At 39.0% G+C, this 21506-nt stretch carries 20 protein-coding genes and 1 other annotated feature; of the genes, 17 read left to right on the forward strand and 3 right to left on the reverse strand.

From position 1 onward, the window contains the following. Positions 1–11 precede the first annotated feature (11 nt). The 4 genes from ACIPKN_RS15485 (at position 12) to ACIPKN_RS15500 (ending at position 3586) form a co-directional block, all read left to right on the forward strand. Positions 12–371: a DUF779 domain-containing protein gene (locus ACIPKN_RS15485; protein WP_400937620.1), complete on the forward strand. Its 360-nt coding sequence runs from the start codon at positions 12–14 to the stop codon at positions 369–371. Positions 372–607: 236 nt separating this feature from the next. After that, positions 608–1570 carry a DUF4003 family protein gene (locus tag ACIPKN_RS15490; protein WP_400937622.1) on the forward strand — a complete coding sequence of 321 codons (963 nt, stop codon included), beginning with the start codon at positions 608–610 and terminating at the stop codon, positions 1568–1570. Between the two features lie 41 nt (positions 1571–1611). Next, complete coding sequence (locus ACIPKN_RS15495; RefSeq protein WP_400937625.1) at positions 1612–3039, forward strand: aldehyde dehydrogenase family protein; 1428 nt, start codon at positions 1612–1614, stop codon at positions 3037–3039. 67 nt (positions 3040–3106) lie between these two features. Next, complete coding sequence (locus ACIPKN_RS15500; protein ID WP_053482846.1) at positions 3107–3586, forward strand: acyl-CoA thioesterase; 480 nt, start codon at positions 3107–3109, stop codon at positions 3584–3586. Between the two features lie 47 nt (positions 3587–3633). Here the strand turns inward: ACIPKN_RS15500 and ACIPKN_RS15505 are convergent, their stop codons facing one another. After that, positions 3634–4944, reverse strand: coding sequence for a globin-coupled sensor protein (locus tag ACIPKN_RS15505; RefSeq protein ID WP_142509924.1), 1311 nt, complete (start codon positions 4942–4944; stop codon positions 3634–3636). Positions 4945–5238: 294 nt separating this feature from the next. Here ACIPKN_RS15505 and ACIPKN_RS15510 point away from each other — a divergent pair, with 294 nt between their 5' ends. Further along, positions 5239–5448, forward strand: coding sequence for a hypothetical protein (locus ACIPKN_RS15510; RefSeq protein WP_400937629.1), 210 nt, complete (start codon positions 5239–5241; stop codon positions 5446–5448). A gap of 106 nt (positions 5449–5554) precedes the next feature. Here the strand turns inward: ACIPKN_RS15510 and corA are convergent, their stop codons facing one another. Further along, complete coding sequence (gene corA, locus ACIPKN_RS15515; RefSeq protein ID WP_400937631.1) at positions 5555–6514, reverse strand: magnesium/cobalt transporter CorA; 960 nt, start codon at positions 6512–6514, stop codon at positions 5555–5557. Between the two features lie 47 nt (positions 6515–6561). Then, the gene (locus ACIPKN_RS15520) at positions 6562–7248 is read right to left on the reverse strand and encodes a class I SAM-dependent methyltransferase (RefSeq protein ID WP_400937634.1); all 687 of its coding nucleotides are present in this window, start codon (positions 7246–7248) and stop codon (positions 6562–6564) included. Between the two features lie 119 nt (positions 7249–7367). Between ACIPKN_RS15520 and ACIPKN_RS15525 the strand changes: the two genes are divergently transcribed. From ACIPKN_RS15525 to cysS, 12 genes are all read left to right on the forward strand, one after another. Beyond that, complete coding sequence (locus tag ACIPKN_RS15525) at positions 7368–7673, forward strand: magnetosome magnetite crystal formation protein family (RefSeq protein ID WP_400937636.1); 306 nt, start codon at positions 7368–7370, stop codon at positions 7671–7673. 426 nt (positions 7674–8099) lie between these two features. Continuing rightward, positions 8100–8570 carry a CtsR family transcriptional regulator gene (locus tag ACIPKN_RS15530; protein WP_400937638.1) on the forward strand — a complete coding sequence of 157 codons (471 nt, stop codon included), beginning with the start codon at positions 8100–8102 and terminating at the stop codon, positions 8568–8570. A 14-nt stretch (positions 8571–8584) separates the two neighbouring features. Beyond that, a complete protein-coding gene (locus ACIPKN_RS15535; RefSeq protein ID WP_400937641.1) occupies positions 8585–9133 on the forward strand; it encodes a UvrB/UvrC motif-containing protein in 549 nt (182 codons plus the stop codon). Then, positions 9130–10239: a protein-arginine kinase McsB gene (gene mcsB, locus ACIPKN_RS15540; protein ID WP_400937643.1), complete on the forward strand. Its 1110-nt coding sequence runs from the start codon at positions 9130–9132 to the stop codon at positions 10237–10239. The genes ACIPKN_RS15535 and mcsB overlap by 4 nt, the downstream gene beginning before the upstream one ends. After that, positions 10229–12673: an ATP-dependent Clp protease ATP-binding subunit gene (locus tag ACIPKN_RS15545; RefSeq protein WP_400937646.1), complete on the forward strand. Its 2445-nt coding sequence runs from the start codon at positions 10229–10231 to the stop codon at positions 12671–12673. Before mcsB ends, ACIPKN_RS15545 begins: the two co-directional genes overlap by 11 nt. Before the next feature lie 388 nt (positions 12674–13061). Next, entirely contained in the window at positions 13062–14438 is a 1377-nt protein-coding gene (gene radA, locus ACIPKN_RS15550) for a DNA repair protein RadA (protein ID WP_400937648.1), read from the forward strand. A gap of 456 nt (positions 14439–14894) precedes the next feature. Next, complete coding sequence (locus ACIPKN_RS15555; RefSeq protein ID WP_142509916.1) at positions 14895–15980, forward strand: PIN/TRAM domain-containing protein; 1086 nt, start codon at positions 14895–14897, stop codon at positions 15978–15980. A gap of 12 nt (positions 15981–15992) precedes the next feature. After that, positions 15993–16685, forward strand: coding sequence for a 2-C-methyl-D-erythritol 4-phosphate cytidylyltransferase (gene ispD / locus ACIPKN_RS15560; protein ID WP_142509944.1), 693 nt, complete (start codon positions 15993–15995; stop codon positions 16683–16685). A gap of 288 nt (positions 16686–16973) precedes the next feature. Beyond that, entirely contained in the window at positions 16974–17450 is a 477-nt protein-coding gene (gene ispF, locus ACIPKN_RS15565) for a 2-C-methyl-D-erythritol 2,4-cyclodiphosphate synthase (RefSeq protein WP_400937650.1), read from the forward strand. 92 nt (positions 17451–17542) lie between these two features. Beyond that, complete coding sequence (gene gltX, locus ACIPKN_RS15570; RefSeq protein WP_400937652.1) at positions 17543–19003, forward strand: glutamate--tRNA ligase; 1461 nt, start codon at positions 17543–17545, stop codon at positions 19001–19003. Between the two features lie 50 nt (positions 19004–19053). Next, positions 19054–19272, forward strand: a binding site (T-box leader). Between the two features lie 186 nt (positions 19273–19458). Further along, on the forward strand, positions 19459–20109 hold the full coding sequence (gene epsC, locus ACIPKN_RS15575; RefSeq protein WP_142509913.1) for a serine O-acetyltransferase EpsC: 651 nt from the start codon (positions 19459–19461) through the stop codon (positions 20107–20109). After that, positions 20106–21506 (forward strand): cysteine--tRNA ligase, encoded by a 1401-nt coding sequence (gene cysS, locus ACIPKN_RS15580; RefSeq protein ID WP_400937655.1) that lies wholly within the window; start codon positions 20106–20108, stop codon positions 21504–21506. The genes epsC and cysS overlap by 4 nt, the downstream gene beginning before the upstream one ends.

Below are 21506 nucleotides of genomic sequence, written 5' to 3' on the forward strand. Positions count from 1 at the left end.
GGTGCATGAGCTTGGTCGAGCGAGTTATAGCAACAGAAGAAGCGCTAGCACTAAAAGAATTATTGAAAGAAAAGCATGGTCCTGTTATATTTCATCAATCAGGTGGATGCTGCGACGGCTCTTCGCCAATGTGTTATCCAGAGGGCGACTTACTATTAGGTGATCAAGATGTTTGCCTAGGAGAGATTGGTGGTGCCCCCTTCTATATGCATAAAAATCAATATGACTACTGGAAGCATACACAAATAATCTTGGACGTTGTCGAGGGTAGAGGTGGTATGTTTTCACTTGAAGGCGTTGAAGGGAAACGATTCTTAACAAGATCAAGAGCCTTTTCAACAGAGGAGTTAAAGGAATTAGGTTTAATTTAAAGACTTTAGTGACAGCGGCAAAAAGTATTGCCGCTGTTTTTTTATGTTGATTTATTTGAAAAGTTTATGTGAGGCTATATTGCTGCTTGATAGGGCTTTTCTAAAAAAATGCTGCTGTCGCTTCGTTAGCACTACGCTAGAAGGAATGAAACCAATCCAACGTTATGATGATGAGTCAAAATGGATGAATCCTTTTTTGTTTAATTACGTAAATATGGAAAAGGAGCGTGTTAAACATGGATTTCGTTATGATTGAAAATCAGTTTACAAATATGGTGGAGGATGTCTCGAAGGCTGTTGGCCGGACAGTGGATCGTAAAATTGTGTTAGCTATAGCTGGCAAATATGTGGCATCTGGAAAACCTTTTGATTCTGTTAAATATAAAGAAGTATTACAAGAAATGAAAAAGCAAACTTCATGGACATCTCCGTTAAGAACAACGATAGGTTATAGTATTGCTGCAAATTTATTGGAGCAAGAAGATACAGAACAAGCAGTAAAAAATTTACTGAACAACGTTAATATAATGAAGGAAGCGAAATTTAGAAGTGGGAACTTTAGTTTTATTGGTGCACAGTTTTTAACTGAAGAGGAAAGTGAGAAGCGTGCACATGCACAGGCAGCACGTGCATTATTTGATGCAATCCGTAAACATCATAAGTTTTTAACGTCATACGATGATATTCCTTATGCAGTATTGCTAAGTAGCTCATCTGATGATGTAGAGCTACGTGCGGAAACAATGAATCGTTATTATAAAGAATTACGTACGTATAATTTTAATGCGGGTAATGAGCTTCAATGGCTATCGCAATTACTGACTTTCTTATCAGCTCAATATGATAATAATCTAGTGCCAAGTGTTGTAACAATCCGTGACACACTAAAGAATCAGGATGTAAAGGTCAAGACGATGCATTATCCTTTACTTGGTTTTTTAGCAATCCTTAAAGTGAATCAAGTACAGCTTCAACAGATTGTTGATTTATATAATGAGTTAAAGGATATGAAACTTTTAAAATGGCATCGTGAATTTGTGTTATTTATGGCTATACAAATTGCAATTTATGATATGGCGCAGGTACAACAATCCTTATCAATGACGATCATGTCATCAATTGAATTATTGATTCAAGCACAGCAAGCAGCGATGTTCGCAGCAATGAGTGCAGCAGCTGTAGCATCAAGTTCTTCGTGATAAAATAAAGAAGAACTTGATTTTGGAGGTGCATTTGAAGGATGAAGGAAACAAAGCTTTGGATGAATGGCCAATGGCAGAACGCAAAGGAAACATATGAACTGAGATCGCCCTATAGTGGTGAGGTTATTGCAAAGGTAGCTAAGGCATCAATTTCTGACGTTGAGCAAGCAATTGAAGGTGCACAGGAGGCATTCCAAACGTTTAAAAAGACAACAGCCTACGAACGTGCCGAAATATTATATAAAGTGGTTGACATAATGCGCCAGCGGAAAGAGGAATTAGCTGAAATTTTGGCATTAGAGGCAGGTAAGCCAATATCGGCAGGTTTAACTGAAATAGAACGTACAATAGCAACTTATCAATTTGCTGCGGAGGGTGCTAAGCAAGCAAATGGTGAAACGGTACCGATGGATGCTGCACCCGGGGCAGGAGATCGTATCGGCTGGACAAAACGAGAACCTCTAGGTGTAATTTCAGCCATTACACCATTTAATTTTCCATTCAATTTAGTGGCACATAAATTAGGACCTGCTTTTGCAGTTGGAAATACGGTAGTTTTAAAGCCAGCGACGCAAACGCCATTAAGCTCTATCGTGATGGCGGAAATTTTCCAGCAAGCGGGTCTACCTAATGGTGCGCTTCAAATTATTACAGGTAGCGGAGGGGAGCTAAGTGATACACTAGTGACCCACCCACTTGTGAAAAAGGTGACATTCACGGGAAGTGGTAAGGTTGGTTTGGGCATTAAAGAAAAAGTAGGCTTGCGTAAAGTCACTTTAGAGCTTGGTTCCAATGCGGCAGTAATTGTCGAGCCATCGACACCGATTGATAAAATTATTGCGCGTTGTGTCGGTGGTGCTTTTAATTTTGCTGGACAAGTTTGTATCTCTTTACAACGTATTTATGTACACGCATCTATAATTGATGAATTTACACAGGCGTTTGTAGCTGAGACAGAAAAATTATTGGTAGGTGATCCACTAGATACAAATACGGATGTTAGTGCAATGATTCATCCAAAAGAAGTTGAACGTATTCGTCAATGGATTGACGAAGCAAAGTCACAAGGTGCGATAGTTGCAACAGGAGGAACATTCACGGAACGTACTTTAACGCCAACTGTTATGACGAATGTGACGTCGGATATGAAAGTTGTTTGCCAGGAAACATTCGCGCCAATCGTCTCAATTGTTTCATATGAAACATTAGACGACGCTATTCGACTAGTGAATGAGTCGGAACTTGGTTTAAATGCCGGCATTTATACGAATGTGTTACCTGATGCATTACGTGCAGCAGATGAAATACAAGCAGGTGCTGTTATTATTAATGATATTCCGACATTTAGGGTCGATAATATGCCATACGGTGGCGTAAAAATGAGTGGCTACGGACGCGAAGGTATTAAGTGGGCAATTGAGGAAATGACAGATATGAAATTTATAACAATGAAAAAATCGTTCTAATTTGCATCAACTCTTTTTCTACGATACGATGGCGAAAGAACATTCATGAAGGGAAGTTGCAAGAACTATGACAAACAACGCAATACCGATGGGTCAGTCACGTACTGTTCAAACGCGTCTCGTATTACCGCCAGATACAAATAATCACAACTCCATTTTTGGTGGAAGAGTGTTAGCTTATATTGATGAAATTGCTGCAATTACGGCAATGAAGCATGCGAAAGGGCATGTAGTTACAGCCTCTATTGATTCAGTCGATTTTTTATCGGCAGCACATGTAGGGGATATTTTAGAAATTGAAAGTATTGTTTCGTCAACTGGACGTTCTTCAATGGAAGTTTACGTTCGGGTTATTTCACGAAACATTGAAACTCGTGAGGAAAAATTAACGACGGAATCCTTTGTAACGATGGTTGCAGTAGATGATGACGGTAAACCTAAGCCAGTTCCTGCAATTTATCCTGAAACAGATGCAGAAAAACGTCTGTTTGAAACCGGCCCTGCAAGACGAGAACATCGTAAGCAAAAGCGGGAATTACCGCATTAAAAGTGAAAAGGGAAATTGACGTATACTGTCAGTTTCCCTTTTTGTGCTTACATTTTTAACTCATTTACCACATTAATCAGTGAATCGGAAGAAGAAGAAACTAGTGTAGCCCCTTGTGACAGTTCAGTAATCAAGTTAGAGATTGTTGAAATATCTCTGGATGTATTTACGTACTGCTGTTGAATTCCAGAAACAGCGTCGGCGATATCATTAAATGATTTAGATAAACTGTTTTGTGTATCTACGCTATGTTGAATCTTTTGATCCACGTTAATAACTGAATTAGACATTGTTGTAATATTACTTTCTGTTTCTTTAATGAGATGAGAAACATTTTGTACAGCATTTTTTGTCTCTTCTGCAAGCTTACGAACTTCCTCTGCTACAACAGCAAAACCTTTACCATGCTCACCTGCACGGGCTGCCTCGATAGAAGCATTCAATGCTAATAAGTTGGTTTGATCGGCAATTCCTGTAACTAGCCCTACAATCTCTGATATTTTTTGAGAAGATGTGCGTAACTGGTTCATCGTAACTTCGAGACTGTTTACACTTTGCAAAATAACTTGTATTAAATCATTTTGATCTTGTAGCTGCTGCTGTCCGCGTCTGGATTTTTCCTGTGTATCAGCAACGAAGGATAAGCCTTGCTTAGTCGCTACTGCGATATCGTCCGTTTGAGAAGAAATGACTAATAAAGAAGCTGCTGTTTCTTCACTAATCCCATTGAGCTCCTCTGCCGTTTTTTGAATGGTAGTGACAAGTGCGTGTTTTGTGTCATCAGCTGCTGCTCGAATGCGTTCCTCTTCTTTTTCATAGGCTTCGATTACAAGCTGCTGCTCGAAGTTAATGATTTTGCAGAAGGCATTGATAGCACGTATGGCATCATGTTTCGATAAATCCAACTCATTTGTAAAGCGTGTAAATGTCGTTGTTAATGACTGGAATGAGGCGATATACCACTTTGATTGTAGACCAATTCGAACATGGGTTTCAGCGATTGCCTTCCGTTCATCAATATAAGAGTTGTTAATATGACTTTCGAAAATATCACTCAAGTGCTTATGTAAAGTAACTTTTAAACGATTGATTTGTGACGTTCTGTTTATAATATCTAACAAATCTTGGCTCAAACTAATAGCTGCATAAAATTGATCCACCATTTCAGGAACTAAATCCTTAGCTAAAGGTTGTAGTTGTTTAATGATGGCTAAATCCTCAATTGTTAAATCTAAAAGTTGCAACTGTTTTTGAAGTTTTGGATAGTTTGATACATCCAATTGTACATTGTTTTTATAATTTTCAGGTGCTAATGTAATTGAGTAGCTAGAATCGTTCTTTTTTGTAAACCAACTCATTGTCTTTTGCTCCATTCTTTATAAATGCATAGTAGTATATAAAAAATCGAATTGCTTAGTTTGTTAATTTTTCGGAATATATGGTATTTAGTCTATTCTACTATTTTTTGTCGTAAATTTGGTTAAAATTTTAGTGTATTTCTTTATTTTTTTATAGGCATTATAGACGACCGTCGATTAAAAGTCATGAAATAGACTATTAAAAAGGTAATAGGTAAATTGAATTTGAAATAGGAAACCTGTAAAATACGAACTGTTTAGATTGAACGTAACAATAGTTTTGAGGAGGTTTACATGGAAAAGAAGCGTTTCAAATTTGTTATTCCGGTTATGGTAATTGTAGCGATTGGCTCGGTTTACATGTTAAGAAACTACTATGCTGAAGTACCAGACTTAGATCAACTATTAATTACTATCTGTGCACCATTAGTATCTGGGGTACTCGCTTACTTTTTATTTCCACAGCAAGGCGAAGATAAAATTGATGATCGTGGTCCTTACTGACAGTGGAAAGGCACCTTAGAAAAATCTTAGGTGCCTTTAGTATGTTGTCCGAGTAAATGCTTTGCGCGGGCTCTTCTCGTCATCGATGACGATGGTCCCGAAGGAATTAAGGTTTAAATAATTTGAACCAGCCTTTAAGCTTAAAGACTGCCAGCATAAATAAAGCGATAAAAATCATAATTCCGAGTACGATAAAGTAGCTAAATCTCCCGTGTAGCTCTGGCATATATTCGAAATTCATTCCATAAACACCGGCAATAAATGTTAGCGGAATAAAGATTGTTGAAACAATTGTTAAGGTCATCATAATGCCATTCATGCGACTAGAGCTCATCGCCATATAGCTATCACGCATATCTGCAGTGAGCTCACGGTTGGATTCGATCATTTCGGTGAGTTTAAGCAGATGATCGTAAATATCTCCGAAATAAGCTCGTTCTGATTTTTTTAGTGAAAATCGGTAAGAGTTAAGGATACGATATAATAGATCACGCATTGGTAATATGGTGCGACGTAGATCAAGCAAATCACTACGGAATTCAAACACAATTTTCATAGCGTTGGGGTTACTTTGATAGGTAAGCTCATCTTCTAGTGCATTTAAATGATCCTCAATCTTATAGACAAGTGGGAAATAGTTATCAACGATTTTATCGATTACCTGGTATGTTAAATATATTGTGCCACGTTCCCAATTCTTTGGCTGTTTTTCTAACATCATTTGTACTCGATCTATCTCCGGTGCTGAATTTTTATGAAATGTGACAATAAATTTATTAGAAACAAAAATGTTTACTTCTTCAGCTGTTAATTCTTCGTTAACTCTTTGGATAACAAAGAAATGGAAATCATCATAAAAATCGAGCTTTGGCCGCTGTAAACGCATTAAACAATCTTCTATAGCAAGTGGGTGAAAATGGAAAAATGTATCTAACAGTAGTTCTTCCTCATCGGTCGGACAATTAAAATCGACCCAGTACCATTCAAATTCGTTTTTGTGTATATCTTCAAGCGGAAAATCCTTTATAAGCTTTTGGTCTTTTGTAATGCCAATTGTACGTATCACAGCATTCACCTCAATTCTGTTAATTATAACTTAACAGGTATATATCTTCACAACAAACTTTCTTTATAACATATCCAACCACCAAATAAAGTAGTCGCAAAGAATCTAGATGGTTTTGTAAAACCTGCCTGCTGTAATAGTGATAAAATGTCCTCTTCACGCATAAATGAAAGAGAACGTATGGATTTCTCCATTTCCGCTACTTCCGATGGTGTTAGCTTTGTATGCTGTAGCCAATAAGCACGCCATAAATCAAATTGTAGCTCAGTTTCTAAGGAACCTTGCTGCCCATATTTTGAGACCAGGACAAAGGGAGCACCAGGCTTTAAATTATTCGCTATTTCTTTTAATGTTGCAAGCTTCTCTTGATCATTTTGTATAAAGTGAAGTACTAATACACAGCTTGCTGCATCAAACTTCACTGCAGGTAACTGAGTATCCAGTATAGTTCCTTGATATAAAGAAATATTATTAGGTAGAGATTTTAAACGTTCACCAGCGATTTGTAGCATCGCTTCTGACGGATCTATACCAACAAATGACCAATGAGGACTTTTCTCAGCAAGCTGTAAAATCTCATTGCCGCTTCCGGAGCCAACTACTAAAAATTCAGCTGTTTCATGTAACGCAGATTGGTAAAAGGTTTGTGTCAAACGTAGCATTGCATCATAGCTAGGGAGCGTGCGACGAATACCTTTTTCGTATTCGTTTACAAGTTTGTTATTAAATTCCATCGGTTATCACATGCCTTTCAAAAAATTTTAAAATCAAATTTATATTTGAAACTATTTAAGGGATAGGTCCGTAAATAGTAGTACATAAAATAAAAAATTAAATGGAAGGATTGGTATAAATGGAAACTAAATGGTCTAAGGTAATCATACACGCAAGTGCGTTTTTTGCGCCATGGTTAGTACCGATTATATTTTTCTTAATTAGCTCAGATGAAGAGGTAAAAAGTATTTCCGTGCAAGCCTTATTGTTCCAAGTTGTGATGGGGGTATTAATTACAATTTCGGGGATTTTAAGCTTCCTACTTATTGGTATACCGTTCTTAATTGTTTTTGGTATCATGTATTTTATTGCGCCAATTATCGGTATTGTGAAGGCTCTATCTGATGAGCCTTGGCGTTATCCAATAGTTGGTCGATGGGTATAATTTTTATAGACGCAAGTATATGCTAGTTGCATATGCTTGCGTTTTTTCTATAGCTGAAAAGGGTACCTTATAACTAAGAAACTTATTTTTTAGCGGTTGTCCAAACATCCGCTGAAATAAGTTAAGCCTCTGGCGGATGTCAATCGCAAAGGAGGTTAATAAAGGATGTTAGCCTAAAATCATCGCTTCCATGCGATAACGGCTAACTGACCTGCATCAAGCTGCTGACGCTCGCTTTCGCGCAAAAAACATCCTGCTGGCCTAACCACAAAGCCGATTCCGGACGCAATTATTCCTCGGCATAGGCATAATTGATTTTTTCTAAGTGCGAATTAATTGCAATTATTTTCAAGCGTTTTGTATAATATACTCAAAGAAAGTCAAAGATAGTCAAAGTCAGTGAAGTAAGCGAGGTGTATTCCTAAAATGCGTAATATATCAGACATCATAGAAGGCTACTTAAAGCAAGTGCTTGAATTAGGTGGAGAAGGGCATATTGAAATAAAACGTAGTGAAATCGCAGATAAATTTCAATGCGTGCCCTCACAAATAAATTATGTAATCAATACTAGATTTACTGTCGAACGAGGTTACCTTGTTGAAAGCAAACGTGGTGGTGGTGGATACATTCGAATTTTACGTGTCCGCGCGAATTCACAAATTGATTTGATCGATGATGTCCTCGCGCAAATAGAAGGTGGGGCATCGCAAACAATGGCAGAAGATTTAGTGTATCGACTAATTGATGAGCAGGTAATTTCAAAGCGAGAAGCGAAATTAATGTTAGCAGCAGTTGATCGCTCAACTATTGATTTGCAACTCCCGTTACGGGATATCATTCGAGCAAGAATTTTACAAGCGATGCTAACAACGATTAAATATGAACGGCAAAAATAAAAGAGGTGATGGGAATGATATGCGAACATTGTAAGCAGCGTAATGCGACAGTTACCGTAACACAAGTTCAAAATGGTCAAAAAGTAGAGCATCATTATTGTGACGTCTGTGCCTCGCAGTTCCATCCATTTCATGCTGAATTTAAGCAGGAGCCAATATCTATTCAGCAGCTATTATCCAATTGGTTTGGCTCCCCTACATGGCAGCAACAACAAGCGGGTGAAAAACAGCAGGCACCACCACAACCGCAAACATGCCCACAATGTGGATTTACGTATAAACAATTTTTAAAAGAAGGTAAATTTGGATGCCCTAGCTGCTATGACACCTTTAGTGAACACTTACCGAAGCTCTTTAACCGTATACAGGCTGGTCCTCAACATATAGGAAAAATGCCCGGTGCCCGAAACAATGTCTATGTTATCAAAAAGCAAATTGAAGATATTCGTAAACGTATGAAGATTGCTGTAGATGAAGAACAATTTGAAGAGGCCGCAAAGCTTCGTGATGAAGCGAAGGAACTTGAGAAGCAGCTACAATTTGAAGGTGGTGATGTGTCGTGATGATTGAGTCATTTTTAGAGCGTGCTACACCGATATGGATGAGTGTAGAGGACGATTATTCAGATATTGTCATAAGTACACGCATTCGCCTTGCTCGAAATTTAGATGGTTATCGTTTTCCATTAGCCTTTACAGAGGATGAAGCATTACAGGTGGAACAGGCAGTTACACATGCAATCAAGGATAGTACAGAACTTCGAGAAAATTATTCATATTTTGCTATTAAAGACTTAACGTCTTTACAGCGTCAAATACTTGTGGAAAAGCACTTGATTAGTCCTCAGCTTGCAAAAAAAGAGCGAGTTGGCTCCATGCTCTTATCTGATGACGAATCAACTAGCATTATGGTGAACGAAGAAGACCATTTACGCATTCAATGTATGACAGCGAGTTTTCAACTTCAAAAGGCATACGAGCAAGCCAATAAAATTGATCGTACCTTAGAGAAAGCTTTGCCTTACGCATTTCGAGATACATTTGGTTATTTAACAAGTTGTCCAACAAATATTGGTACTGGTTTACGAGCATCTGTCATGATGCACCTGCCTGCCCTTACACTTACGGGTCAGATGAATCAAATCATTAATGCGATGACACGATTAGGAATGACGGTAAGAGGAATATATGGGGAGGGTAGTGAAAATATAGGGAATGTTTACCAAGTGTCAAATCAGATTACACTAGGGAAAACAGAGGATGATATTATAGCCGATATCCAAAGTGTCGCTGAAAAAATAATTCAAAAAGAACGACATGCAAGAGGTAAGTTAATGGAAAAAGCAGAGCTTGCCTTAGAAGACCGTGTATACCGCGCTTTAGGGACATTAACACATGCTCGAATTTTAACGAGTGAGGAAGCTGCTACCTGTCTTTCCAATGTTCGTTTAGGAGTAGATTTACGGTTAATTGAAGGTATTAAAGCGACTAAATTAAACGAATGCGTAGTTAGTATGCAACCTGGATTTTTACAGAATTACGCAGGTGACGTTTTGCCACCTACTGAGCGAGATCGCGTACGAGCGGAAATGCTTCGTGAGGCACTATCTCGAGAAAATATGAGTAAGCCTATTATTCGGAGAAAAGGAGAGGATTCATTTGATGTTTAATCGTTTTACACAACGCGCGCAAAAAGTATTACAGCTTGCACAAGAAGAGGCAATTCGTTGGAAACACGAATCAATTGGAACAGAGCATATTCTATTAGGGCTTATCCGTGAAGGTGGCGGTATTGCTGCAAAAGCATTAGAAGCCATTGATATTAGTCCTCAAATGATTGAATCAGGTATTGAAGAGCTTGTAGGGAAAGGTAAAGAAGATGTTGGTCCAATTGTCCACTACACACCTCGTGCTAAAAAGGTAATAGAACTATCAGTCGATGAATCACGTAAATTAGGTCATTCCTATATCGGCACAGAGCATTTACTATTAGCGCTTATTCGTGAAGGTGAAGGTATAGCGGCCCGTGTATTAAATAATGCTGGTGTCGGATTGAATAAGGCTCGTCAGCAAGTGCTATTGTTATTAGGCAATAACGATAATGCTCAATCTGGTCAACAAGCTGCACAGGCTGCCAATACACCTACATTAGATAGCCTTGCGCGTGATTTAACGCAAATTGCTCGTGAAGGCACTTTAGATCCAGTCATTGGTCGAAGCAAGGAAATTACACGTGTTATTGAGGTTCTGTCACGTCGTACAAAAAATAACCCTGTATTAATCGGGGAGCCAGGTGTTGGTAAAACAGCTATTGCTGAAGGCTTGGCACAGCAAATTATTAATAATGAAGTCCCAGAAATTCTTCGTGATAAACGTGTTATGACACTTGATATGGGGACAGTTGTTGCTGGAACAAAATATCGTGGTGAATTTGAGGACCGTTTGAAAAAGGTAATGGATGAAATTCGCCAAGCAGGAAATGTTATTTTATTCATCGATGAATTGCACACATTGATCGGTGCAGGTGGTGCAGAAGGTGCCATAGATGCATCAAATATTTTAAAACCATCTTTAGCACGTGGCGAGCTTCAATGTATTGGTGCAACGACACTAGATGAGTATCGCAAATATATTGAGAAGGATGCGGCATTAGAGCGTCGTTTCCAACCAATTCAAGTTGATGAACCAACTGTAGAAGAAGCGATTCAAATTATTCAAGGCTTACGCGATCGTTATGAAGCACATCACCGTGTGAAAATCACTGATGAAGCAATTGAAGCGGCAGCAAAAATGAGTGATCGATATATTTCTGATCGTTTCTTACCAGATAAGGCGATTGACTTAATCGATGAAGCCGGTTCTAAAGTCCGCTTACGTTCATTCGCAGTGCCACCAAACTTAAAGGCACTTGAAGATAAGCTTGAAAATGTGCGCTCTGAAAAGAATGCAGCTGTCTCAGGTCAAGAATTTGAAAAGGCAGCATCATTAAGAGATACAGAGCAAAAGCTAAAAGATGAAATCGAAACTACAAGAAAAAATTGGAAGGAAGAACAGGGTAAAGCCGAGTCAAAAGTGACAGTGGATGATGTAGCAGCGGTAGTATCTATGTGGACTGGAATTCCAGTTTCGAAAATTGCGTCAGAAGAATCTTCTAAGTTATTACAACTTGAAGAAGAGTTGCACAAACGGGTTGTAGGTCAAGGAGAAGCAGTAGAGGCAATTTCTCGCGCAATACGTCGTGCAAGAGCTGGTTTGAAAGATCCGAAACGACCAATTGGCTCATTTATTTTCTTAGGCCCTACAGGGGTTGGTAAAACAGAGCTTGCAAGAGCACTAGCTGAGGTTATGTTTGGCGATGAGGACGCAATGATTCGCGTTGATATGTCTGAGTACATGGAAAAACATTCGACTTCACGTTTAGTTGGTTCACCTCCAGGCTATGTAGGTTTTGATGATGGCGGTCAACTAACAGAAAAGGTTCGTCGTAAACCGTATTCAGTAGTATTACTAGATGAAATTGAGAAGGCTCATCCAGATGTTTTCAATATCTTACTTCAAGTACTTGAAGATGGCCGTTTAACAGATTCTAAGGGTCGAGTGGTCGATTTCCGCAATATCGTTGTTATTATGACATCAAACGTCGGTGCAGATGCTTTAAAATATCAGAAAAACCTTGGCTTTAATGTAGGTGGTACGGATACGAAGTATAAAGATATGAAGGGTACAATGCTCGAGGAATTGAAAAAAGCATTCCGTCCAGAGTTCTTAAACCGTATCGACGAAATGATTGTCTTCCACTCACTAGAAAAAGAACATTTAAAAGAAATCGTCGCAATGATGGCGAATGCTTTAACAAAACGTCTAAAAGAGCAAGACATTTCCTTAGAGTTAACGGATTCGGCACTCGAGAAAATTGCAGAGGAAGGCTACGATCCTCAATACGGTGCTCGCCCACTACGTCGTTCATTGCAAAAACAAGTAGAAGACCGTTTATCGGAAGAGCTGCTGAAAGGCAATGTAGAGAAGGGTAATCAAGTTATCATTGATTACGTGAATGAAGAGTTTGTTGTGAAGAAAAAAGAGGAAGTTTCTACTTCTAAATAATCTTCAACAGTGGGGGCTTTCGTCCTCCATCTGCCCATTAAATGTTTATTTGAAAAGAACAGCCAGGCTATAGTGCCAAGCTGTTCTTTTTTATCGTCATTTAGAAGAAGACTCCCACCTCTGAAGGTGGTGAGATGAATGCAAATGTGATTCCTTTTTAGAGGGTATTCAAACACCTACTGAAATAGAGGAACTCAGTCTAAGAGTACCACGTCCTGTGGCAACGACTGAGTGACCAACATCACGTTGGCCCAAAGCCCCCGGCGGATGTCACGGATTTTAAAAGGAATAAATTGTGCGGGCACAATTTAAAATCCGGACGAAATTACGCCAAGGCTTAAATTGATGTACAATATATATAAGAACAAATATTCGAGGTGGATGCATTTTGGCGAAGAAAAAAACAAAATTTGTATGCTCAAGCTGCGGCTATGAATCCGCAAAATGGATGGGAAGATGTCCAGGGTGTGGGGAATGGAATAAGATGGTTGAAGAGGTGGAGGTGGTCGCGAAAGGGCCACGTGGTGCATTCCAACATTCTGCTACGGTTACCCAAAAGGCTCTCCCTATTATGCAAATTGAAGCAGCTGAGGAATCACGAGTTGCAACAGAAATGGGTGAGCTTAACCGAGTGTTAGGTGGAGGCATCGTGCCGGGTTCTCTTGTATTAATTGGGGGAGATCCTGGGATTGGGAAGTCGACGTTGTTATTACAAGTATCTGCGTTGCTTTCGAATAAAGGGCATCGTGTGCTTTATATTTCTGGTGAGGAATCCATCCGTCAAACAAAGCTACGTGCAGAACGTTTAGGGGTGGTATCACAGGAGCTGTATATATATTCTGAGACGAATTTAGAGTTTTTAAATCAGACCATTGACGATGTGCAGCCAAAGTTTGTTATTGTCGATTCTATTCAAACTGTTTTTCATCCGGAGGTAACGAGTGCACCTGGTAGTGTATCACAAGTGCGTGAATGTACAGCAGAACTTATGCGAATTGCAAAAACAAAGGGAATTGCAATTTTCTTAGTTGGACATGTAACAAAAGAGGGACAAATTGCAGGGCCACGTATATTGGAGCATATGGTTGATACGGTATTGTATTTTGAAGGAGAACGACATCATAATCACCGTATTTTACGCAGCCAAAAAAACCGTTTTGGCTCTACGAATGAAATTGCTATCTTTGAAATGCTTCAGGGGGGCTTAAAGGAAGTGTTAAACCCGTCTGAGTTGTTCTTACAGGAGCGTTCACAGGGAGCGGCAGGGTCAACAATCGTAGCCTCAATGGAAGGTACACGGCCAATTCTAGTTGAAATTCAGTCACTTGTAACACCAACAAGTTTTAATTATCCAAAACGAATGGCAACAGGTGTCGATCAAAACCGTGTACAACTGCTTATGGCTGTTCTTGAAAAGAGAATGGGCCTCATGTTACAGGCTCAAGATGCATATATTAAAGTTGCTGGCGGCGTGAAACTTGATGAGCCTGCAATTGATTTAGCGGTGTTGACAAGCATCGTTTCAAGTTTTAAGGATCAAGCTGTCAGAGCAACGGACTGCTTGATTGGGGAAGTAGGTTTGACAGGCGAGGTGCGTCGTGTATCTCGTATTGAACAACGTGTGATTGAGGCAGCAAAGCTCGGATTTAAACGGGCCTTCATACCGGCTTCGAATATAGGTGGATGGGATTTCCCACAAGGTATTGAGATAGTTGGTGTGGAAACGATAAAGGATGCATTGAATGCTTGCTTTAGAGAGCTATAAAGAAGCTTGTGCATGTTGGACAATGTTCTGACATGCACTTTTAATTTATTTCAGCGGGTGTACAAACACCCGCTGAAGTAAATTAAAGCCTCCGGCGGATGTCACGGAAATCGGCAAGGAGTTCTTTGTGCATGCACAAAGCCGATTCCGGACGCAATTATGCCGAGGCATAATTGATTTGCAAGCTTTTGTAATTCATAGATAGAAGGTAGGAAACTCTAAGGGGGGAAACGGCGTCTAAGATAACGTCTGTGAAAAGGCTTCTTTAATGTCCAGCAGATGCTTAAGCATTTCTAATTTGAGTGTGAAGGATTTCAATAATTGATTTTCCTCTTTCATTAGAATCGAAATGGTCGATCACAAGAAGAGATATTAATGATACTTTGATGGGTTCATAAAAGATTTTCTACAGTAAACTATGTATAATTATATATTAAAAATGGGAGGTGACAGTTTATGAAAAAATTTGTTCAAATTGCTTTTTTACTGATTGGAGGAGCATTAGGCCTTGTTTTCTTACCGCCATTATACGAATTGCTTCATTTATCATCTAATCCTTGGCTTGATAATCCCTACGTATCAGTAGCTTTAGGAGCGCTTTTACTGTTTACACTATCGTTTGCCTTTTCAGATTACTTCGTAAGGCTTCTTAGTTGGATGGAAGAGGTGCTATTTAAAGTACCTGTTGGGGATTTATTATTTGGTACACTTGGCCTTATTATCGGACTAATCGTTGCTTATTTCTTAGGATTTGCAATTGATAGTATGGATTTACCGAAATTTACAAAGGTTTTACCAATAATACTGTCATTTGTGCTCGGCTATTTAGGGTTCCGTGTAGGCTTTAAAAAGCGAGATGAATTAATCCAGCTATTTACGTTACGTGGTAATAATGCGAAGAAAAAATTAACGGAAGGTGTAGAGCCTCAAGAAGCGCGAGGAAGCTATAAACTGTTAGATACTAGTGTTATTATTGATGGTCGTATTGCAGATATTTCTGAAACAGGCTTTATAGAAGGTACTCTAGTTGTACCTCAATTTGTCCTTACTGAGCTTCAGCATATTGCTGATTCTTCGGATACATTAAAGCGTACAAGAGGTCGCCGTGGCTTAGATATTTTGAAGAAATTACAAGATGAACGTATGACGAAGGTACAGATTACTGAAGAGGACTTTGAGGATGTGCAAGAGGTTGATTTAAAACTAGTACGCCTTGCAAAGAAAATGGGGCACGATACACAAATTGTTACGAACGACTTTAACCTGAACAAAGTTTGTGAGCTCCACCACGTTAAAGTGCTGAATATTAATGATTTAGCAAATGCAGTAAAGCCTGTCGTTATTCCAGGTGAGGATATGCAAGTGATGGTCATTAAAGATGGCAAAGAGCATAATCAAGGGGTTGCCTATTTAGATGACGGCACAATGATCGTTGTTGAAGGGGGACGTAGCTATATAGGACAGGCAATTACAGTAACCGTAACGAGTGTTCTTCAAACATCAGCGGGTCGTATGATTTTTGCTAAACCAAAGGATGACTAGGAAGTGGGAAATGTGCAATATGAAGTAGTGTTACCTGCTGCGGGAAGCGGAAAGCGAATGGGTGCAGGGCAAAATAAGTTGTTTTTAAATCTTTTAGAAAAACCAATCCTCATACACACACTAGAGGTTTTTGAACAGGATAGCCAGTGTACAGGTATTTGGCTTGCAGTGAAGCCGGAAGAGCGTATATTTATTCAAGAAATGCTAGAGAGGTATGGAATTACTAAAGTTAAAGGTTTACCTGATGGTGGTGCAGAACGACAGCATTCCGTCCATTCGTGCATGAAAGAAATGAAGCAGGTTGGTATTGTGCTTGTGCATGATGCTGCGCGTCCGTTTATTACGCATGATATTATTGCGAATCTTGTACAAAGTGCGTATAACTTTGGCGCTGCGATTGCGGGTGTTCGTGCGAAGGATACGATGAAAAAAGTGCGCGATGGTGTTATTGAAGAGACTATTGATCGAGAAAGCTTATGGATGATTCAAACCCCACAAGCATTTCAATTTGATTTGATTGTAGAGGCAGAGGATGTAGCTGAGAAGGTAGGCTTCCTTGGCACAGATGAAGCAATGCTTGTTGAGCGTCTCGGACATGAGGTGCATATTGTGGAAAGTAGCTACGAGAATGTAAAGATGACGACGCAAGAGGATTTAGTTTTCGGTGAAGCGATATTGCGTAAACGTGCTTTAAAAAAATTATAATAACAAACTAAAAATCTCATCAGCATTATAATTTGCTGATGAGATTTTACATTTTGCTATATTTTGATGTTAATTCACAGTACTGTTCACTACCGACTCAATTTCCTAGGAAATATGTTAAAATGTGAGGGTATAATATAGAGTAAATATATAAGTGAAGGAAGGTGAATGAGGCTGCCTTATAAGCTGAGTAGAAGCTTTTTAAGTCTGCATATTTTTTGAAGTGAATGAGCTTCAGTTGGTGGATTTTCCTGTTTTATTTATCTTATTAGACAGTTTCAAAATCATATGTTTCGAGTGGGACAAGGATTTGACGTGCATGCATTTGAAGAAGGACGTCCTTTAATTATTGGTGGTATAACAATTCCTCATGAAAAAGGGTTAGTAGGGCATTCCGACGCTGATGTTTTATTGCACACTGTAACAGATGCAGCGTTAGGGGCAATTGGTGAGGGAGATATCGGTCGTCATTTCCCAGATACAGATCCCGCGTTCAAGGATGCTGATTCAGCGAAATTATTAGAGTATATTTGGAATATTGTTGAGGATAAGGGCTATGTTCTAGGTAATGTGGATTGTACGATTATGGCACAGCGTCCGAAAATGGCGCCGTATATTCAACAAATGCAAAATCGTATTGCTGAATTGCTTCATGCAGAGCCTTCTCAAGTGAATGTAAAAGCAACAACAACTGAGCGTTTAGGTTTTACAGGTCGCGAGGAAGGGATTGCTGCGATGGCGACAATCCTATTGATTAAGAAATAAAAGCAGGCTCTAAAGCGCTTTTATTTCCTGTAACAGAGTGGTAAAATGAACAAAGTCAATTTTTTGATCGAAAATTTAGGAGGCTTTTAATTATGGCGAAAGAAGTTCGTGTTCGTTACGCGCCATCCCCTACTGGTTTCTTACATATCGGTGGAGCGCGTACAGCGTTATTTAACTATTTATATGCAAAACATCATAACGGTAAATTCATCGTACGTATTGAGGATACAGATATTGAGCGTAATGTAGAGGGCGGAGAAGCATCTCAGCTAGATAATTTAAAATGGTTAGGTATAGAGTATGATGAGTCGATCGATATTGGTGGACCATATGCACCTTACCGTCAAATGGAACGTCTTGATATTTATAAAGAACACGCTGAGAAGCTACTAGAGCAAGGTTTGGCTTACAAATGCTTCTGTTCTTCTGAGAAATTAGAAGCGTCTCGTGAAGAACAAAAAGCACGAGGTGTTGCAGCTCCAACTTATGATGGTACTTGTCGTCATTTATCAGCAGAGGAAGTTGCGGCTAAAGAAGCTGCTGGTGAACAATATACAATTCGTATGCGCGTACCTGAAAATGTAACATATAAATTTGAAGACTTAGTACGTGGACAAGTAGCGTTTGAGTCAAAAGATATTGGTGACTGGGTTCTTGTAAAAGCGAACGGTATCCCTACGTATAACTATGCGGTAGTGCTAGATGATCACTTTATGGAAATTTCGCATGTATTCCGTGGTGAAGAGCATTTATCGAATACACCAAAACAAATGATGATCTTTGATGCATTCGGCTGGGAATATCCACGCTTTGGTCATATGACATTAATCATTAATGAAAACCGCAAAAAATTATCAAAACGTGATGAATCCATTATTCAATTCGTCACACAATATAAAGATTTAGGCTACTTACCTGAAGCGATGTTCAACTTCTTCGCATTACTTGGTTGGTCTCCTGAAGGAGAAGAAGAGATTTTCTCAAAAGAGGAATTTATTAAAATCTTTGATGAAAAACGTCTTTCAAAATCACCATCTATGTTTGATAAACAAAAGCTTACTTGGATGAATAACCAATACATTAAAAAATTATCTTTAGAAGAAGTAGTGGTATTATCTTTACCGCACTTACAAAAAGCTGGTTTATTACCAGAAGAGTTAACAGAAGAAGAACGTGCATGGGCTACAGATTTAATCGCACTTTATCATGATCAAATGAGCTTTGGTGCTGAAATTGTAGAACTATCTCGCCTATTCTTTAACGATCATATTGAATATGATGAAGAAGCAAAAGCAGTTTTAGCAGGTGAGCAAGTACCTGAGGTAATGGCTGCATTTAAAGCACAACTTGAAGGTTTAGAAGAATTTACGCCTGAAGCTGTCAAAGCGGCTATTAAAGCTGTTCAAAAAGAAACAGGTCACAAAGGTAAAAATCTATTTATGCCAATCCGTGTCGTAACAACAGGTGAAACGCATGGTCCAGAACTACCTAACGCGATTTGCTTAATTGGCAAACAGAAAACAATTGGCCGTGTAGAAAAATTTGCACAATAAGTAGAAATTGATTGACAATTTATTAGTTCGTTGTAAAATGTATTTACATTGAGAAAGCGTTGATAAGGAGAAGTAAGTGGCGCATGCTCCAAAGAGAGGACCATCACCGGCTGCAAGTGGTCTGAGCCTAGGCAAAACTGAAATGCACCTTTGAGCATAAAGCTGAACAACTAGTAGGCTTTATCGATTCGTTCCCGTTACAGAACGTCCAGAGTGGAAGGCATACGCCTTCAATCAGAGTGGAACCGCGCAAATTTAGCGTCTCTGTCATTCCTTTTTGGGATGATAGGGGCGCTTTTTTATTTTCTGGACAGGTGACTTGAAGCGATGGATGCGCCGGATTCTACTTCACTGACTCTGCGGTGAGATCAACGTCAGCTATAATATTTCAATGGCCAGGGATGCAAGTGGTTGTGTGGAATTAAAGCAGATCAAAACGAAAAGGGGGAGCTTTTGTGTTTAAAAGAATGAAGGAAGATGTAGAAACAATTTTTGAGAATGATCCAGCGGCGCGTAGTGTATTCGAAGTTATATTAACATACTCAGGTTTGCACGCTACTTGGTCACATCGAGTTGCCCATTGGTTCTTTAAAAAGCGGTTTTATTTTATAGCCCGTGCCATTTCACAAATTAGTCGCTTCTTTACTGGAATTGAAATTCATCCTGGAGCGAAAATCGGTCGACGTTTCTTTATTGACCATGGGATGGGCGTTGTAATTGGTGAAACATGTGAGATTGGTGATAATGTAACGTTGTATCAAGGTGTAACTTTAGGTGGTACAGGAAAAGAAAAGGGGAAACGCCATCCGACGTTAGAGGATAATGTACTAGTTGCGACAGGTGCAAAAGTGTTAGGTTCTATTACAATTGGCGAAAATAGTAAAATTGGTGCAGGTTCAGTTGTCTTAAAAGAAGTGCCGCCAAATGCTACAGTTGTCGGCATTCCTGGTAAAATAGTGATTAAGGATGGAGTTCGTCTAGAGAAAAAACTAGACCACCAAAATATACCTGACCCTGTAGAAGAACGTTGTCAAGCTTTCGAGAAGCAGATTGCAGCATTGAATCAAGAAATCGAACGCTTACAAAAGGAGAGAGAAACACAATGAGTATTCAAATTTTCAACTCATTAACACGACAAAAGGAAACTTTCGTGCCGTTGGAAGAAGGCAAAGTAAAAATGTACGTTTGCGGTCCGACAGTTTATAACTACATTCATATTGGAAATTCACGTCCTGTAATTGTCTACGATACAGTACGTCGTTATTTCCAATACAAAGGCTATGATGTAAAATTTGTTTCAAATTTTACAGATGTGGACGACAAAATTATTAAGGCTGCAAATGAACTTGGAGAAGAAGTTCATGAATTAACGGAGCGCTTTATTGCCGCATACTTTGAAGATGTTTCAGCGCTAGGTTGTAAGAAAGCAGATGTACATCCGCGTGTAACAGAGCATATGGATGATATCATTCAATTTATTCAAGTTTTAGTCGATAAGGGTTATGCTTATGAATCAGCTGGTGATGTCTATTACCGAACTCGAAAATTTAATGGTTACGGTAAATTATCTCACCAATCGGTGGATGATTTAAAAATTGGTGCTCGTATAGAAGCAGGCGAGAAAAAAGATGATGCGTTAGATTTCGCTCTATGGAAAGCTGTAAAGCCAGGTGAAATTTACTGGGAAAGTCCTTGGGGCAAAGGACGTCCGGGTTGGCATATTGAGTGCTCCGTAATGGCACGTGAGCATTTAGGAGATACTATTGATATTCATGCTGGTGGGCAAGATTTAACATTCCCGCATCATGAAAATGAAATTGCACAATCTGAAGCTCATAATGATAAAACATTTGCGCGTTACTGGATGCACAATGGGTATATTAATATTGATAATGAAAAAATGTCCAAATCCCTTGGTAATTTTATACTCGTTAATGATATTCGTAAACAAATCGACCCACAAGTTTTACGCTTCTTTATGCTTTCTGTGCATTATCGTCATCCGATTAACTTTGCGAAGGATTTAGTAGATGCAGCCGCAAATGGGTTAGAACGAATTCGTACTGCCTACAACAATGTGAAACACCGTTTAACAGCAACTGCGAACTTAGGTGATCACTCAGCAGAATGGCTTGGAAAAATTGCTGAACAAAAAGCTCACTTTGAAGAAGCGATGGATGATGACTTTAATACAGCCAATGCCATTTCTGTATTATTCGAATTAGCGCGTATCGCAAATATTTATCTAAATGAAACGAATACTGATGAAAAAGTATTAGTAAGTTTTACTGAAACTTTTGAGGTGTTAGGTGACGTCTTAGGTATTGAATTTGCAAAAGAAGAAGAGCTATTAGACGAAGAAATTGAAGCACTGTTACAGGAACGTGTAGATGCACGTAAAAATCGTGATTTTGCTCGTTCGGATGAAATTCGTGACCATTTGCAAGCGCAAGGTATCATTTTAGAAGATACGCGACAAGGAACTAGATGGAAACGAGGGTAA

It is taken from the genome of Lysinibacillus sp. NPDC086135 (assembly GCF_044746345.1).
In the GTDB taxonomy this organism is placed as follows: Bacteria; Bacillota; Bacilli; order Bacillales_A; family Planococcaceae; genus Lysinibacillus.

Coding starts and splice junctions, on each gene's coding strand:
- ACIPKN_RS15490 (WP_400937622.1), top strand. CDS start 608: ATGGATTTCGTTATGATTGAAAATCAGTTTACAAATATGGTGGAGGAT.
- ACIPKN_RS15495 (WP_400937625.1), top strand. CDS start 1,612: ATGAAGGAAACAAAGCTTTGGATGAATGGCCAATGGCAGAACGCAAAG.
- ACIPKN_RS15500 (WP_053482846.1), top strand. CDS start 3,107: ATGACAAACAACGCAATACCGATGGGTCAGTCACGTACTGTTCAAACG.
- ACIPKN_RS15505 (WP_142509924.1), bottom strand. CDS start 4,944: ATGAGTTGGTTTACAAAAAAGAACGATTCTAGCTACTCAATTACATTA.
- ACIPKN_RS15510 (WP_400937629.1), top strand. CDS start 5,239: ATGGAAAAGAAGCGTTTCAAATTTGTTATTCCGGTTATGGTAATTGTA.
- ACIPKN_RS15520 (WP_400937634.1), bottom strand. CDS start 7,248: ATGGAATTTAATAACAAACTTGTAAACGAATACGAAAAAGGTATTCGT.
- ACIPKN_RS15525 (WP_400937636.1), top strand. CDS start 7,368: ATGGAAACTAAATGGTCTAAGGTAATCATACACGCAAGTGCGTTTTTT.
- ACIPKN_RS15530 (WP_400937638.1), top strand. CDS start 8,100: ATGCGTAATATATCAGACATCATAGAAGGCTACTTAAAGCAAGTGCTT.
- ACIPKN_RS15535 (WP_400937641.1), top strand. CDS start 8,585: ATGATATGCGAACATTGTAAGCAGCGTAATGCGACAGTTACCGTAACA.
- ACIPKN_RS15555 (WP_142509916.1), top strand. CDS start 14,895: ATGAAAAAATTTGTTCAAATTGCTTTTTTACTGATTGGAGGAGCATTA.
- ispF (WP_400937650.1), top strand. CDS start 16,974: ATGTTTCGAGTGGGACAAGGATTTGACGTGCATGCATTTGAAGAAGGA.
- gltX (WP_400937652.1), top strand. CDS start 17,543: ATGGCGAAAGAAGTTCGTGTTCGTTACGCGCCATCCCCTACTGGTTTC.
- cysS (WP_400937655.1), top strand. CDS start 20,106: ATGAGTATTCAAATTTTCAACTCATTAACACGACAAAAGGAAACTTTC.